Origin of the sequence: Rothia sp. CCM 9418, assembly GCF_048512825.1 — a bacterium.
In the GTDB taxonomy this organism is placed as follows: Bacteria; Actinomycetota; Actinomycetes; order Actinomycetales; family Micrococcaceae; genus Rothia.
Map to the genome: position 1 here is coordinate 126,847 of NZ_JBLXXX010000002.1, position 13,890 is coordinate 140,736.

The 13,890-nt window shown below is 49.8% G+C and carries 14 protein-coding genes; 1 reads left to right on the forward strand and 13 read right to left on the reverse strand.

Annotated features, from left to right (window positions below; all coding sequences use genetic code 11):
• Positions 1 to 4: 4 nt before the first annotated feature.
• From rpmF to ACN083_RS03355, 8 genes are all read right to left on the reverse strand, one after another.
• Positions 5 to 208, reverse strand: a complete 204-nt coding sequence (gene rpmF, locus ACN083_RS03320; RefSeq protein ID WP_419101406.1) for a 50S ribosomal protein L32 — start codon at positions 206 to 208, stop codon at positions 5 to 7.
• A gap of 37 nt (positions 209 to 245) precedes the next feature.
• Entirely contained in the window at positions 246 to 725 is a 480-nt protein-coding gene (locus ACN083_RS03325) for a YceD family protein (protein WP_419101407.1), read from the reverse strand.
• A 183-nt stretch (positions 726 to 908) separates the two neighbouring features.
• Positions 909 to 1,394 (reverse strand): pantetheine-phosphate adenylyltransferase, encoded by a 486-nt coding sequence (gene coaD, locus ACN083_RS03330; protein WP_419101408.1) that lies wholly within the window; start codon positions 1,392 to 1,394, stop codon positions 909 to 911.
• Between the two features lie 50 nt (positions 1,395 to 1,444).
• Positions 1,445 to 2,014 (reverse strand): 16S rRNA (guanine(966)-N(2))-methyltransferase RsmD, encoded by a 570-nt coding sequence (gene rsmD, locus ACN083_RS03335; RefSeq protein ID WP_419101409.1) that lies wholly within the window; start codon positions 2,012 to 2,014, stop codon positions 1,445 to 1,447.
• 65 nt (positions 2,015 to 2,079) lie between these two features.
• A complete protein-coding gene (locus tag ACN083_RS03340) occupies positions 2,080 to 4,692 on the reverse strand; it encodes an ATP-dependent DNA helicase RecG (RefSeq protein WP_419101410.1) in 2,613 nt (870 codons plus the stop codon).
• Positions 4,689 to 5,570, reverse strand: coding sequence for a DAK2 domain-containing protein (locus ACN083_RS03345; RefSeq protein WP_419101411.1), 882 nt, complete (start codon positions 5,568 to 5,570; stop codon positions 4,689 to 4,691). Before ACN083_RS03345 ends, ACN083_RS03340 begins: the two co-directional genes overlap by 4 nt.
• A gap of 96 nt (positions 5,571 to 5,666) precedes the next feature.
• Entirely contained in the window at positions 5,667 to 6,737 is a 1,071-nt protein-coding gene (locus ACN083_RS03350; RefSeq protein WP_419101412.1) for a thiamine-phosphate kinase, read from the reverse strand.
• Positions 6,734 to 7,804: a hypothetical protein gene (locus ACN083_RS03355; RefSeq protein ID WP_419101413.1), complete on the reverse strand. Its 1,071-nt coding sequence runs from the start codon at positions 7,802 to 7,804 to the stop codon at positions 6,734 to 6,736. Before ACN083_RS03355 ends, ACN083_RS03350 begins: the two co-directional genes overlap by 4 nt.
• A gap of 120 nt (positions 7,805 to 7,924) precedes the next feature.
• On the opposite strand from ACN083_RS03355, the gene ACN083_RS03360 reads away from it, so the two are divergent.
• Positions 7,925 to 8,452 (forward strand): DUF3515 domain-containing protein, encoded by a 528-nt coding sequence (locus tag ACN083_RS03360; protein WP_419101414.1) that lies wholly within the window; start codon positions 7,925 to 7,927, stop codon positions 8,450 to 8,452.
• 87 nt (positions 8,453 to 8,539) lie between these two features.
• Here the strand turns inward: ACN083_RS03360 and ACN083_RS03365 are convergent, their stop codons facing one another.
• The 5 genes from ACN083_RS03365 to leuD form a co-directional block, all read right to left on the reverse strand.
• Positions 8,540 to 9,691 (reverse strand): D-alanine--D-alanine ligase family protein, encoded by a 1,152-nt coding sequence (locus ACN083_RS03365; RefSeq protein ID WP_419101415.1) that lies wholly within the window; start codon positions 9,689 to 9,691, stop codon positions 8,540 to 8,542.
• Between the two features lie 55 nt (positions 9,692 to 9,746).
• Positions 9,747 to 10,832, reverse strand: coding sequence for an NAD(P)H-dependent glycerol-3-phosphate dehydrogenase (locus ACN083_RS03370; protein ID WP_419101416.1), 1,086 nt, complete (start codon positions 10,830 to 10,832; stop codon positions 9,747 to 9,749).
• A gap of 7 nt (positions 10,833 to 10,839) precedes the next feature.
• Positions 10,840 to 11,619, reverse strand: a complete 780-nt coding sequence (locus ACN083_RS03375; protein ID WP_419101417.1) for a lysophospholipid acyltransferase family protein — start codon at positions 11,617 to 11,619, stop codon at positions 10,840 to 10,842.
• A 1-nt stretch (position 11,620) separates the two neighbouring features.
• On the reverse strand, positions 11,621 to 12,943 hold the full coding sequence (gene murA, locus ACN083_RS03380) for a UDP-N-acetylglucosamine 1-carboxyvinyltransferase (RefSeq protein ID WP_419101418.1): 1,323 nt from the start codon (positions 12,941 to 12,943) through the stop codon (positions 11,621 to 11,623).
• Positions 12,944 to 13,259: 316 nt separating this feature from the next.
• Positions 13,260 to 13,847, reverse strand: a complete 588-nt coding sequence (leuD, locus tag ACN083_RS03385) for a 3-isopropylmalate dehydratase small subunit (protein ID WP_419101419.1) — start codon at positions 13,845 to 13,847, stop codon at positions 13,260 to 13,262.
• Between the last annotated feature and the right edge of the window lie 43 nt (positions 13,848 to 13,890).

The following is a 13,890-nucleotide window of genomic DNA, read 5'->3' on the forward strand; positions in this document are numbered from 1 at the left end:
AACTTTACGCGTCAGCTACCTTGCGACCCTTGTACTCGTAGAACAAGGCGTTACCTGCAGAGTCAGTAACTAGCTTTGCCTGGTGAGGCAAAGAATAGGTTACGCGACCGTTTTCAACGGTCTTAACCAGCTGAGGTACGGACGCCTTCCACTGGGAACGGCGTGCGCGGGTGTTAGCACGGGACATTTTCCGCTTGGGAACAGCCACAGCTATCTCTCTTCTCTAGAAAATACGGTTATTAAGTTTATTTATCCTCGTTGAATATGCCGGTTAAAGCACTCCAGCGCGGATCAAGCACCTCATGGTGATGCCCCGGCTCTTCTTCCAGGCGGATTCCACATTCGGAACACAATCCCTGACAAGAGTCCTTACAAAGGGGCTGGAACGGCAGTTGTAAAATGACTGCGTCCCGTAGAGCCGGTTCAAGGTCGATATAATCGTCCTCTACCGTGTACTGCTCATCTTCTTCGTCTTCTGGGCCACCAGCGGGTGCCTTCTCAAAGACGAAGAGCTCTTGAATATCTGCTGACACGGTTTCAGAAACCGGATCAAGGCATAAACTGCAGTCACCGCTCATGTCGGCGGTTGCAGTGCCACTAACCAGAATACCATCTACAACGGATTCTAGCCGGAGATTGAGTTCAATGTCCGAACCTTCTTCCGCTCCGATCAGAGCATTGCCAAAATCCTTTGGCGCTGGTATCACTTTATCGAGGGTTTCCATGGTCCCAGGTTGATGACTCAGGTTCCGAACAGAAACCTTCAGGGGCGATGAATCTTTTCGTGAAATGACGAACTCCCTTATGATAAGTTTTGACCAACTACAAACTCTAGTTGCAGTTCGGCTACATAGCAACTATTCCAGCTTCACGTATTCTATTCAAGCACCGTTAATGTGCTGTTAAGCTCACTTTTCGCGTGATATTTTCTGTGTTAAAGCACGTTGTACAGGCACAGGCACAAAAGAATCAAGCTGTCCCCCATAACGGGCAACATCACGAACGAGCGTCGACGACAGCTGAGAATACCGCGAATCCGAGACCAAAAAACTTGTCTCCACACCACTAAGATGACGATTCATCACAGCCATCTGCGATTCATACTGCCAATCTAAAGAATTACGGACACCTTTAACGATTAAATGCGCGCCACGAGACTTCGCGTAATCAGCAAGTAACATAGACGGCATCAACTCCACGCTCACGCCGTCCAAAAAACCAAAAGTCTCTTGAACGAGCGCAACACGCTCCTCATCACTAAAAAGATAGGTCTTCGCCGAATTACGAGCAACAGCAACAATCACGTTGCCATAGAGTTTGGCGGCACGAGTAATCACATCAACATGCCCATTATGAATAGGGTCGTAAGAACCAGGACAAATAACTAGCTGCATACCCTATAGCCTAACAGTGGAAGCACCCATAAATAGTATCCAGAAACTCTCTACGACACTAACTGCACATAGTACAGAATAGTCTCACCATATTTTTTCTGACGGAACTGCTCCAAACCAGAAGGAATTTCTACCGGCTCCATACGAGAAGAACGCTCCAGAACTACCACAGCGTCATCATTCAAATGTTCTTTTAGGAGGATTAACAGCGTGTGCACCTGCTCATTAGGCATATCATAAGGAGGATCCACAAAGACAACATCCCACGGCTCCCCCTGATAACGCTCCAAAAAACGTTGGGCATCCGATGTATAAATCATGGTGGACGCAGCAGAACTCAACCCTTGAGAAACACGCGCCACATTCTCACGAATCGTCGCAATAGCCGTCGAAGACGAATCTACAAAATCAACATGGCGAGCACCACGGCTCAAAGACTCACACCCTAAAGCACCAGAGCCACCAAATAAATCAAGTACACGCCCCTGCGATAACACCTCGTACCCCTCCAAACTAGAGAATAAAGACTCTTTGACGCGGTCTGTTGTCGGACGTGTCTTATTCCCTGGCACATGAGACAAGGACAAACTACCGCATTGACCGGCGATAATTCTACTCATGTTCTGACGTCCTCCGTTCTTGACCATATATGCACATATCAACCATCATATAAAACCCCGTTCCATCATCCTCGTGAGAGGAATTGTTCATGTTCAGCACCCACAAAACGTTCAATCCATCTCGCCACATCAGGATGTTTACCTAACGTGGGGTCTTCTTCAATGAGAAGACGAGCATCTTCACGGGCCTTTTCAATAATGTCGGCGTCATCAATCGCTCTTAACAATTTAAGGGTGCTCTTTTTGCCCGATTGGGCAGCACCAAGAATATCTCCCTCACGGCGCTGACGTAAATCAATCCTTGAAAGCTCAAACCCATCTGTTGTAGAAGCTACCGCGTCTAAACGATCTCGTGAAGGGCTCCCCTGCTCTTGCTCCGTGACCAAAAGACACGTTCCCGGAAGCTGCCCACGCCCAATACGACCGCGAAGCTGATGCAAACCAGAAATACCAAAACGATCCGCATCTAGAATCATCATAAGCGTTGCGTTCGGGACGTTAACACCAACTTCAACAACAGTAGTACACACTAAAAGCTGAATATCGCCTTCGCTAAAGCTCTGCATCACGTGAGCTTTTGTCTGAGTATCCAAACGCCCATGAAGCATATCGATACGCACACCAGAAAGCACCGGCATATGAGAAAGTTTCTCGAGAACTTCTATCGCCGAATGAAGCTTCTTCTGAGAACTACCCTGATCTGTCGAGAAAAGATGTTCGGCCTCAGAAGACACCTCATCTTCTGAAATGTCCTCACCAACTTTAGGAACAACGACATACACCTGATGCCCCGCATCGATTTCTTCGCGAGCGCGTTCCCAAAGACGGTGCTCCCAGTGTGGGTGTTCTGCTAAAGGAACAACAATACTTTTAATTTTTTGGCGACCTGCTGGTAGTTGGTCGAGTATAGAAATATCGAGGTCGCCAAAAACTGTCATAGCGACGGTACGCGGAATGGGTGTTGCTGTCATGACTAAACGGTGCGGCAGTTCTCCGTCTGCGTTGCGTAAGCTATCACGTTGTTCAACGCCGAAACGGTGTTGTTCGTCAACGACAGCTAAACCGAGGCGCGCAAAGTTCACGTCAGAACTTAGTAGCGCGTGAGTGCCGATGACGATATCAGCTGCACCAGATGCGATGTCAAGAAGAACCTGTTTTTTCTCCGAAGCGGGCATGGACGCTTTGAGCAGACGCACGCATACAGGTGGTTCATCGTCGTTGTGGCTGGTGAGCGGGCGTAGGATTTCGCACACCGATTGGTAATGTTGTTCGGCAAGGACTTCGGTGGGGGCAAGCATTGCGGCTTGTCCGCCGGAGTCTATGACTTGAAGCATGGCTCGTAGCGCCACAACGGTTTTTCCGGAGCCGACGTCGCCTTGTAATAGGCGATTCATGGGGGTGCGTTGGCTGAGGTCTTGACGTATTTCTTCTCCTACATTTTTTTGTCCGTCTGTTAGTTGGTAGGGCAAGAGTTCGAGAAGACGTTGTGCGTACCCGTTTTTGAGGTATGGCCACGAGTCGGTGGTGTGTTCTGCGCGTTGAGCGCGGATACGAGCCAGCGCGCTTTGGAGGATGAAAGCTTCTCGATAGCGTAAGGAATGTTGAGCTTGTTTCCAGGTGTCGTCACTATCGGGGGTATGTAGAGCACGGTACGTCCATGCCAGTGTCGGTATTTTTCGTTTGTGTCGTGTTTCTGGTGGGAGTGGGTCTTCTAGTTCAGATAATGGCGCGTGGTCAAGGAGTTCTGCGATAGCGGCGCTGATTCTATCGGTTGGAAATTTAGCGTTTGCGCGGTAGACGGGAATGGGTGCGTGTGCTTGAGTGTAGGCGTGTGATGAGACGTTGTCTCCGGTAGCACGATGATATTCGCCGATCACAGCATAGTGGGGGTTGGTGAGGGTCAGTTCTCCTTTGTAGGCACCTACTTTTCCAGAGAAGAGGACATGATCTCCTGTTTGCATGTCTCGTGCTGCAGACCACGCGTTGAAGAAGGTGAGGGTCATACGGTGGGCGTTACTGGGGTGAGCGTATCCGTGTAGTTGGTGTGCCGGTGAGGGTAACGTACCGTAGCTGTCAGAGTATCCGCTGGCAGAACCTGTGAGCAGCGGATGGCTGGGTTTTTGGGTTCGGTAACTGTAGACAGTGCCAAGGGGCGCTTCGTCGTTATGGTCTTCTTCGTCAGAGAGTTGGTCACTAATAATAATTTCGGTGATAGAACCTCGACGAGAACGCATGGATCGGGTACGGACGTCGACCACTTGTGCCATGAGTGTGACGTCTTGTTCGTATTCTAGTTCGGAGAAGGGCGTGAGTTTGCCTCGTGGGAGGTATTTTTTGGGGTGGTAGTTGAGCAGTTCTTCAACGGTGTGCACGCCAAGGTGTTTTGATAATTGCGCGGCAAGAGTTTTTCCGAGGTAGACGCTAAGTTTTGTGTTCTCGAGGCGTGCTTCTTGGTGGTATTTTTGGTGAATTTTTTGGGTGAGTTCTTGATGTTCGGTGGCGGTTTGAGCCGTATTTTGGGGTGTTCGACGAGTCTTAGGTGTTTTTTTCGCCGGTTTTTTGGTGCTTTTCTTGGGTGTTGTAGCCGATGTTTGTGAACGTTTTGGTGTTGATGAGGTTGTTTTCTGTGTTTCTGCAACAGCGTCGAAAAGTGTTTGGTCTTTGGGTGTTTTGGTCATAGTGCTAGGATTTCGAGGTTCTCAACGGTGCCGTATTGTTCGAGAAGTTCTTTCACTTGTTGTGGGTCTTTCACGTGAATGTGGATACGCCAATGAGGGATGTCCGCTGTTTGATCAATCATAGCGACAGCTAGACTCTGACCAGATACTTCTAATTGTGAACGCAAAAACATCATTTTTTCTAGAGGTAACGCTATTTCGCAAAGGAGTTCGCGCAGTTCATCAGGCGGTGTATCCGGCTCACCGAGTAGTTCGGCAGGTATTTGAAACAGGTCGTTCGTCGTTGTCTCGTCGATGCTTTTTCCGTTTAACACGCTACTGAGCGCGTTGATGACCAAGAACAGTCCGACTGCCCCAGCATCTGCACTACCGTGTACGTGGCGGGTTGAGGCGGCGCTCTGATAGGCACATTCGGCGAGGAAGAACATGTGTTCTTCAGTATGCGAGGTTGTAATAGGTGCCCGCGCAATATCCGACATGACCGTGAGCATAGTTGCTTCGGCAGGTTCTATCATGGTGGCATGGGCGTGTTCTTGAGCGATAAATAATCCAAGGTGCAACGCTTCGGGGGTGAGTTCTCCGTCGTTTCCTAGTGAGCGGGTCAGAGCGTTGAACCATGCTGAGAGTAATGTTCCGGAGTTGCCGCGGCTTGTCCGTAAGGTTTCTTGTGCTGCGTCAGTGGGGTCGCATCCGTTGTGTAGATGTTCGCAAAGAGTACGGCAGGTAGCTAGTAGGTTAGAACCAGTATCGCTATCAGGGACGGGGAAGAAATTAATGTCGTTGAGTTGTTGGCAGTATTTGCTCAATATTTGTGTAGATTCTTGACACCATTGAGGCCACACAGATATGACGTTGAGAGTGTTCTTCATCGCGCTCATTGACTCTTCCTCATGTGTGGGTGGTGCGTTATCTAAGAGACATTATAGAAACGTATCAGGCAGAACCATAATCTTTATTTCGCATAAGGTGCAAGGTTATGAGAAGTGATCCCACCCGTATTCTGTTGCAGGTTCGTGATTAATAAAAAGTTGTGGTGTGGAGGTGGCAATAGTGCATGTGCCAACGGCTCTAAAACCTTGAGGGAGCTTTTCTGACGATGAAAAAGTTGCCAGCATAGAGTGGTTTTCTCCCCCGTATAGAACCCATTGTTTCGCCAGGTGCTCGGGGGTGGATGTTGCGTATTTTTGAGTATGTTGGCAGAGCCACTGGGCGGCGGGGAGAAGCTTCTTCAGGTCTTTTTCTAGAAGGTGAAGAGAGAAATCCATCGAGACTTTTGACGCTTTGGCGATACGTTGCCCGTCACGTATAAGCCCATCTGAAATGTCCATCATGGAATGAGCATTTTCTGCAGATAACCCAAGTGTTAGAGGCGTGCTGGGACGTTTTTGGGTATATACAAGGTCTAATAATTCAGGGTTATTAACCCCTAAAAATTCGGGACTATCAAGGAGGGCAAGCCCCGCCGCGGCAGTGCCAAGTTCACCGGCAACGGCGATAACGTCGGCAGGACGTGCGTTATTACGTCGTACCGGTTCGCCTAGACACCGTCCTACCGCGGTGACGGTAATAGATATTTCTGTTGATGCGCCAAGGTCTCCCCCAGAGATTGTGCATTCTTGAGCTTCGTTATGGGATAAGGCATCGACAACTCCGTGTGCGCAGTCTTGTAGCCATTGGCAAGGTGTCTGTGGTGGAAGGCTAAGACTTATCAATAGCGTTTGAGGTACTGCACGCATGGCCACAATATCTGCAATGTTTTGGGTGACGAGTTTCCAGCCGACATCGTATCCGCTACTTTGGTGGCCACTCACCCATTGGGTGCGAAAGTCTTGATTCTCTGTTTGAGTATCAATACTCATCACGGTTAGCCCCTGGTTAAAAGAGAAGATGGCGCTGTCATCTCCTGCACCAAGAATACAGGGGTTCGGTTTGTGAACCTTTTCGAGTCTTTGTGCAACACGTTGATTGTGTTCTTCAAAGATGGGTAAGAACATTTCTAAGAGTTGTTCTTCGTTAAAGTCTTTGACGCGCGAGGTAAGGTTCATAGGTCTTTAGCTGTTGATTCGCGCATAAATTGACGGATGACGTAGAAGATTCCGCCAAGCCCAAAAAGAGAGAATAGGACGGTGGGTATATATCCTTCGATGATGGCTTTACCGCGGGTGCGTGCGCTTGAAGCAGTCACCGTATTTGAGCTATGTTCTGCAGATTCAGTGCCGAATACGCCTAAACGTTGAGCGTTCTTTTCAGTATGAGCAGTTTTATGACTGTTATTGAGGTAGTCTTCCACCCATTCTGCAGTATTAGGTTGAGCGTTTTTTCGGTCATTATTGGCGAAGTTGGGTGAGTTGTTTCCCGTAGAGTTTGTCTCTGCGAAAGAGGATGGCTCTAGTGGTGTTCCTAAGCTATTGAGCTGTTCTTGCATAGAGAAGGTTCTATCTTGAGTAGCTTCTTCAGGTAGCTCGTTTTGAGGTGTGTTGTTAGGAAGTTCGGGTGTAACGGTCTCGTATTGGTGAAGTTGCTGATAAGTTTCTTCACGGTCAGCTGTGGTATTTCCTTCTTGCCCAGTTGCAGGTGAGTTTTCACGTTCAGGTGTTGTTGGTGCTGGTGATGGGGCAACTGTCGGTTCTGATGTTTGAGGTGGCGCAGGAGTAGTGTTGGCGCCAGCGCCAATTCCCTCATCAGGCTTTTTGGGTGTTGGATCTTGAGATGGGCTAGGTTCTGTTGGTTCACTAGGTTGAGTCGTCTCAGGTGTTGGTGTTTGAGGTGCACTAGGCTCTGATGAGGCGGAAGGTGTGGGTGCTGGTGATGAGGAGGGACTGGGGGAAGGAAGAATGCCCCCTCCCTCAGCGGGGGCAGATGGTGTTGTTGTAGGCTCAGAATTTATGGGTGGTGTAGGTTCTTCTCGGTCCGCTGGCACGGTAGGTTCTGCCGTTGGTGTTTGCGTGGTAGGAGGATTGAGCGGAGTCGATGGTAGCGCCGTTGGAGAGGCTATTGATTCATGAGTAGGAGGTAAAGCGTCTTGGGCATCTGCCGGAAATGTCATAAAAGATGTAGCCAACGCGCATAGAGCGCTTGCGGTAACAGCAAGAATACTGTGTTGTTTAGCCATGTAAACCTCCTTCATTCTTCCATAAAATGTCAAGCTTTTTACCCACACTATCAGGTGTCTGGGAGGGTACGCGAGTAGTGTGAAGAGGTATTTTCGTGAGTACGACGATAGAATGAGAACGTGAGTATCTTGAAGAAAACCTCTGTTCGTGTCACCTCTGCACTCTGCCTAGCGACTATGCCGCTCAGCGGATGTGGTGCTGGTGCGGTGTACCTGACCCCTGCAGAAGATGCAGCGAACCCACGTTGTGCGTATGCGATGGTGGCGATGCCTCAAGAACTTGGTGGTTTTTCTCAACGGGAGACTACCGCTCAAGCGACAACAGCGTGGGGGAATCCAAGTGTTGTGGTTCTCAAATGCGGGGTGAGTGTACAGGAGCCGGTGTCAGACCCTTGTGTTTCTGTCAATGGCGTAGATTGGATTCTTAAACCTTCAAAAGAACAAGAACAGGCTCAGCAGTCGGTTCAGCAGCCAACAGGAACGTGGGATGCTACAACTTTTGGACGTTCTCCAGCCATACGTGTCACTTTTGACGCCGAAAAAATTTCTTCCTCGACGTTATTAGTTCACCTTAGTTCGGCGGTGAAACAGCTCCCCCAGACTAAGGTGTGCACGAACCTTAGTGACGAGCTCCGTTTAGATTCTTAAACATCATCAGGAGTTTGGCTAACGTCTCTGTGTTAGCCAAACTCCTGATTAAAAGCTTGTTGCCATGATGAGAGGAATTCTTAGGTTTTAGCGCAAGCCTAGTGGGCGCTCAAGGGCCAATGCAATAAGACGATCTACGAGATCTGTGTATTTGAGTCCAGTTTTCTCCCACATTGTTTTATACATGCTGATAGGAGTAAAGCCAGGCATCGTGTTCACTTCGTTGATAACGAGCTTTCCTTCTTGAGTGTAGAAGAAGTCTGCACGAGCAAGACCTTCGCAGTCTAGGGAGAGGAAAGCCTGAACTGCTAGAGCACGAAGACGTGTATGGGTGTCTTCATCTAATGTGGCAGGACAAACTGTTTTGGTCTTGCTCTTAGGATCATATTTTTCTGTGCTGTCATAGAATTTTTGGTCCTCATTGATAATTTCACCAACATATGAGCTGATGGGAAGTTCCGTAGAAGACACTTCAAGTACGGCACATTCGAGTTCGCGACCGTCAATACCTGCTTCAATAATAATTTTGGGGTCGTGTTTTTGTGCTTCGGCAATAGCGGCGTCTAGGTCTGCTTCACATTCAACTTTGCTAATTCCGTAGGAGGAACCAGCACGCGCTGGTTTGACGAACACGGGGTATCCGAGTTTGTTAATCTCTTGTCGAGCTTGTTCAGGGTTCATTTTCCATTGGCGGTGTGTGACGACGACGTAGGGTCCAACATCCAGTCCAGCAGATTCAAACGCAACTTTCATGAAGTGCTTATCCATACCGATAGCAGAAGATGCAACACCACATCCAACGTATTTGAGGCCTGCACTTTCGAGGAGACCTTGCACCGTTCCGTCTTCGCCAAAGGGTCCGTGCAGGACGGGGAATACGACGTCGATGCTAGGGCCTAGACGAAATTCTGTAGCGCCTTCTGAGCATAGACGAAGTTTTGAGTCGCCTTCACCGAGGGGAAGGAAAACTTGTTCTTGTGAACCGCGGAAGTATGCTTTGACTTCTTTGCCTGTTTGAGCTGTTTCTTGTGCCGCTTCGTTCACGAGTTTGTTGATTTCTTCAGGAGAGCTTAAATACCAGCGGCCTTCTTCGGTGATGCCGATAACGACAACATCGTAGGTTTGAGTATCAATGGCGTTGAGTACACCCGATGCGCTCACAAGAGACACGGAATGTTCTGAAGATGTTCCACCGGCAAGTACTGCAACGGTGGGTTTGGTAACGGTGCTATTAGACATGTAACTCTCTCAAAGTCTCTTTTAGGGGTGTCGGGGAAAAGTAACAACACTTATTCTAGCGTTGTGTATGGTTTTCGTGTTTGAGGGTTCTGCCAAGAAGTCGTGGGGCAAGAGTTTCAACGGTCAGGGTTCCGTTCAATACTGCCACGACAGCTTCACAGATAGGCATTTCAACGTGGTGTTGATGGGCAAGTTCGACGACGGCTGCAGCCGACTTGATAGATTCTGCAGTTTGTGTCATCACTTCATTGAGTTGTTCTGGTCGTACTCCCTCAGCCAGTAGTCGCCCGGCAGTGTGGTTTCGTGAGAGAGAAGAGGAACAGGTTGCGATGAGGTCGCCCATGCCGGCTAGTCCGCTCAATGTTTGGGGGTCTGCACCGAGCGCTACTGCTAAGCGGGTAGTCTCGGCAAGGCCACGGGTCATCACTGATGCTTTGGAGTTATCTCCGTAGTCTTTTCCTTCGCAGATTCCCACGCATAAGGCGATAATGTTTTTGACAATTCCGCCTATTTCTACACCAATAATATCGGTTCCTGTGTAGGGGCGAAAATATGAGCAGTTGCATAGTTCAGCCAGTAGCGCTGCAGTAGTTTCGTGGTGTGCGGCGATAACAGAAGCTGTCGGTTGTTCTGCAACAATTTCTCGGGCGAGGTTGGGGCCTGAGAGCACAGCTACGCGTTCGATGGCGTGAGGGTCTCCAGCTTCTTCAAGAACTTGAACAATCACTTCGGACATTCTTAGCCCAGTGTTTTGTTCTAACCCTTTAGCAAGTGATATCAGAATCGCATGTGGAGGGATGTGTGTGATGAAGTTTTTGAGCTGTTCGCGCAATGATTGTGCTGGTATTGCTAGCACAATGATGTCGGCGCCGGCTAAGGCTTCCAAGATGTTGGAGGTGTACTCTAGGTTCTCCGGCAACACGAGCTGTGGAAAGTATGCGGTGTTCATCCGTGTAGCACGGCATTGTTCCATACGTTCGGGGTTTCGTCCCCAGAGGATGGTTTGTATTCCGCTGTTCTTTTCGCGTGCGGTGTCTGCGGTGATTTTAGCAAAAGCAGTGCCCCAGCTACCGGCGCCAAGAACAGCAATTTTGCGGATGTTGTTGGTGTTTTGGGCTGTGGTAGCTGGGGCAACGCTCATGGTTCTCCTAATGTTTTTCTCCGGGTAGTTCGCGCCGTCTGGTGATGGGGTTCCATCGCCCTTCTGGCTCTTTTTCACCTCGGATGTCTTCTAATAGTGCGGTAATGGCTGAGACCATACGCTCTGTGGCAGTGGTGAGGTCTTCTCTAGTGGGTGCCGCTGCTGGGCTGCTTCCTTGAAGGTCAGAGAAGTCGATGGGGTCACCGATTTTAACCTGCACTTTTTTACGAGGGAAAGGGCGGAACTTACCTGTTGGGGATAGAAATTCTTGGTCTCCCCAGTGGGCGATGGGGTAGACAGGAACTCCTGTTGCGAAGGCGAGTCGTGCGGCGCCGGTTCGTGCTGCAATCATCCACCCTTGGGGGTCTTCGGAGAGAGTTCCTTCAGGGTAGATGACCACAGCTCCCCCAGATTCGAGCACGTTTTGCGCGGTCTCTAATGATTTACGCGCGTCGATGGATCCTCGTGCCACGGGGATGTGAGCAAGTTTGCGAAGAATCCAGCCGATGACGGGTGCTCTAAAGAGTGATTCTTTTGCTAAGAATCTGGGTAAAGTTCCGGTGAGGAACACAGGGTAGGCAATCGTAATGGGGTCTACTTCTGAAAGGTGGTTAGAGACGACGAGGTATCCGCGGTCTCGTGGGAGTTTTTCAATTCCCTCGATTTTCAGTCCCATTAAGCAGTGGTAGAGCACTCGTGCACTGTGTCCTAGTACGCGGTATAGTGCGTCACCAGAAGGAGTGGGTTTAAGTCCTGTCAATGCTTGCCGTGGCTGTGAACCTGCCATTTTAGTCGATAACCTCAAATTTTGCGCCAAGGGCTGTGAGCTTGTCACCAAAGTGTTCGTAACCGCGGGAGATGACAGATACTCCGGTGACGTTTGAGGTGCCTTCTGCAGCAAGTGCAGCGATAACGTGGGAGAAGCCACCGCGGAGGTCTGGGACGTTGATGTCTGCGCCACGAAGTTTTGATTTTCCGGTGATGATTGCGGAGTGGCGGAAGTTCTTATTTCCGAAACGGCATTCGGTAGGGCCAAGGCAGTCGCGGTGAACTTGTACGGTTGCGCCCATCTTGATGAGTGCGTCGGTGAAGCCGAAACGGTTTTCGTAGACGGTTTCGTGAAGTACAGAGACGCCTTGTGCTTGGGTCATCGCGACGACGAGGGGCTGTTGCCAGTCTGTCATGAAGCCAGGGTGAACGTTGGTTTCGAGGAAGAGCGGGTTCAGCTCAGTACCGGGGTGATAGAAGCGGATACCGTCGGTGCGGATGTCGAGGCCACCACCCATTTTGCGGAAGACGTTGAGGTAGGTGCTCATGTCTTTTTGGTGTGCGCCACGGACGAAGATGTCGCCACCGGTTGCAAGAGCGGCGGATGCCCATGATGCTGCTTCGTTGCGGTCTGGTAGTGCGTCGTGCGTGTATCCTTCGAGACGGTCGGTGCCTTCGATGATGATTTGTCGGTCTGTTTCGACGGTGATGACCGCGCCCATTTTCTGTAAGACGGCAATAAGATCCATGATTTCAGGCTCAACGGCAGCGTTTTTAAGCTCGGTTTTACCTTGTGCGAGGACAGCGGTGAGCAGAACTTGCTCGGTGGTGCCTACAGAAGGGTAGTCGAGTTTGATGGTGTTACCTTTGAGACCGTCTTTAGGGGCTTTAATTGAAATGCCGTTTTCTTGCTTATCGATTTTTGCGCCGAAGTCTTGAAGTACTTTGAAGTGGAAGTCTACGGGGCGGTCGCCGATACGGCAGCCGCCAAGGTCTGGGATGAAGGCTTCGCCGAGGGTGTGTAGTAGTGGTCCGCAAAGCAGGATGGGGATGCGGGAGTCTCCTGCGTGTGCGTGGATGTCTGCGTTTTCGGCGCGGGAGACGTTGCTTGGGTCGAGTGTTAGTTCACCGGTTTCGCGGTTGTGTTCGACGGTGACGCCGTGTAGTTCTACGAGGTCGGTAACGACCTTGACGTCTTTGATTTCTGGAACATTGCGCAATAGAGAAGGTGAGCTGCCTAAGAGAGCAGCAACCATTGCTTTAGGTACGAGGTTTTTAGCTCCGCGTACTTTCACTTCACCTACTAGTGGGGTTCCACCTTCAATTCGCAGTGCGCTGATCATATGCTTCCAATCGTATAAGTAAGAACCGGATGTTCTTTATGTGCGAGCGATCCGGCATAGCTTGGTGCTGTGCCTATGTTTTTGGACTCTCGTATGAAGAGTCGTCCACATAAAACTACAGTGAACTTTACTTAACAATAAGTCATGAGAGCCCTGTCTTTGTGTTTAGTTTGAGTGTTCAATATCAAAAAGCGGTTCTCATGACATTTTTTCACGAGTTTTTAGGGGTTTTGGGTGCTATTCGGTACACTGTGAACTTTATCAAGAGGGTAAAGCTTGTCCCCTTTTATGTTGGCACAAAATGGTGTTACCTATTTTATTGGGTTTTAGGTAGCCATGCTGGACGGTTTTTTTCGTATTCGGTGATGGCGTCCTCGTGTTGGAGTGTGAGCCCGATATCGTCGAGTCCTTCCATGAGACGCCACCGGACGTAGTCGTCGATGTGGAAAGGTACGGTCAGTGCCCCGCAAGTAATGGTTTTAGTTTCGAGATCTACGGTAATTTCTGTACCGGGTTCGTTATCGAGGGTTTTCCAGATAAGTTCAACGTCATCTTGACGTACTTGGGCGGCGACCAGTCCTTGTTTTCCGGAGTTTCCGCGGAAGATGTCGGCAAAGCGTGCGGAGATAACGACTTTGAACCCATAGTCTTTGAGTGCCCATACGGCGTGTTCACGGGAAGAACCAGTGCCAAAGTCGGGGCCTGCAACTAGTACGCTGCCGTGTTTGTAGGGTTCTTGGTTGAGGATGAAGTTTTCGTCTTTGCGCCAGTTGGCAAAGAGTGCGTCGTCGAATCCTGTTTTGGTGACGCGTTTGAGGTAGACGGCGGGGATGATTTGGTCGGTGTCTACGTTGGAGGCGTGTAGTGGTACTCCGATTCCGGTGTGTTTGATGATGGGTTCCATCGGTGTTGTGTTCCTTGTGCGTTGGGCGGCTTATTTGTGTGGT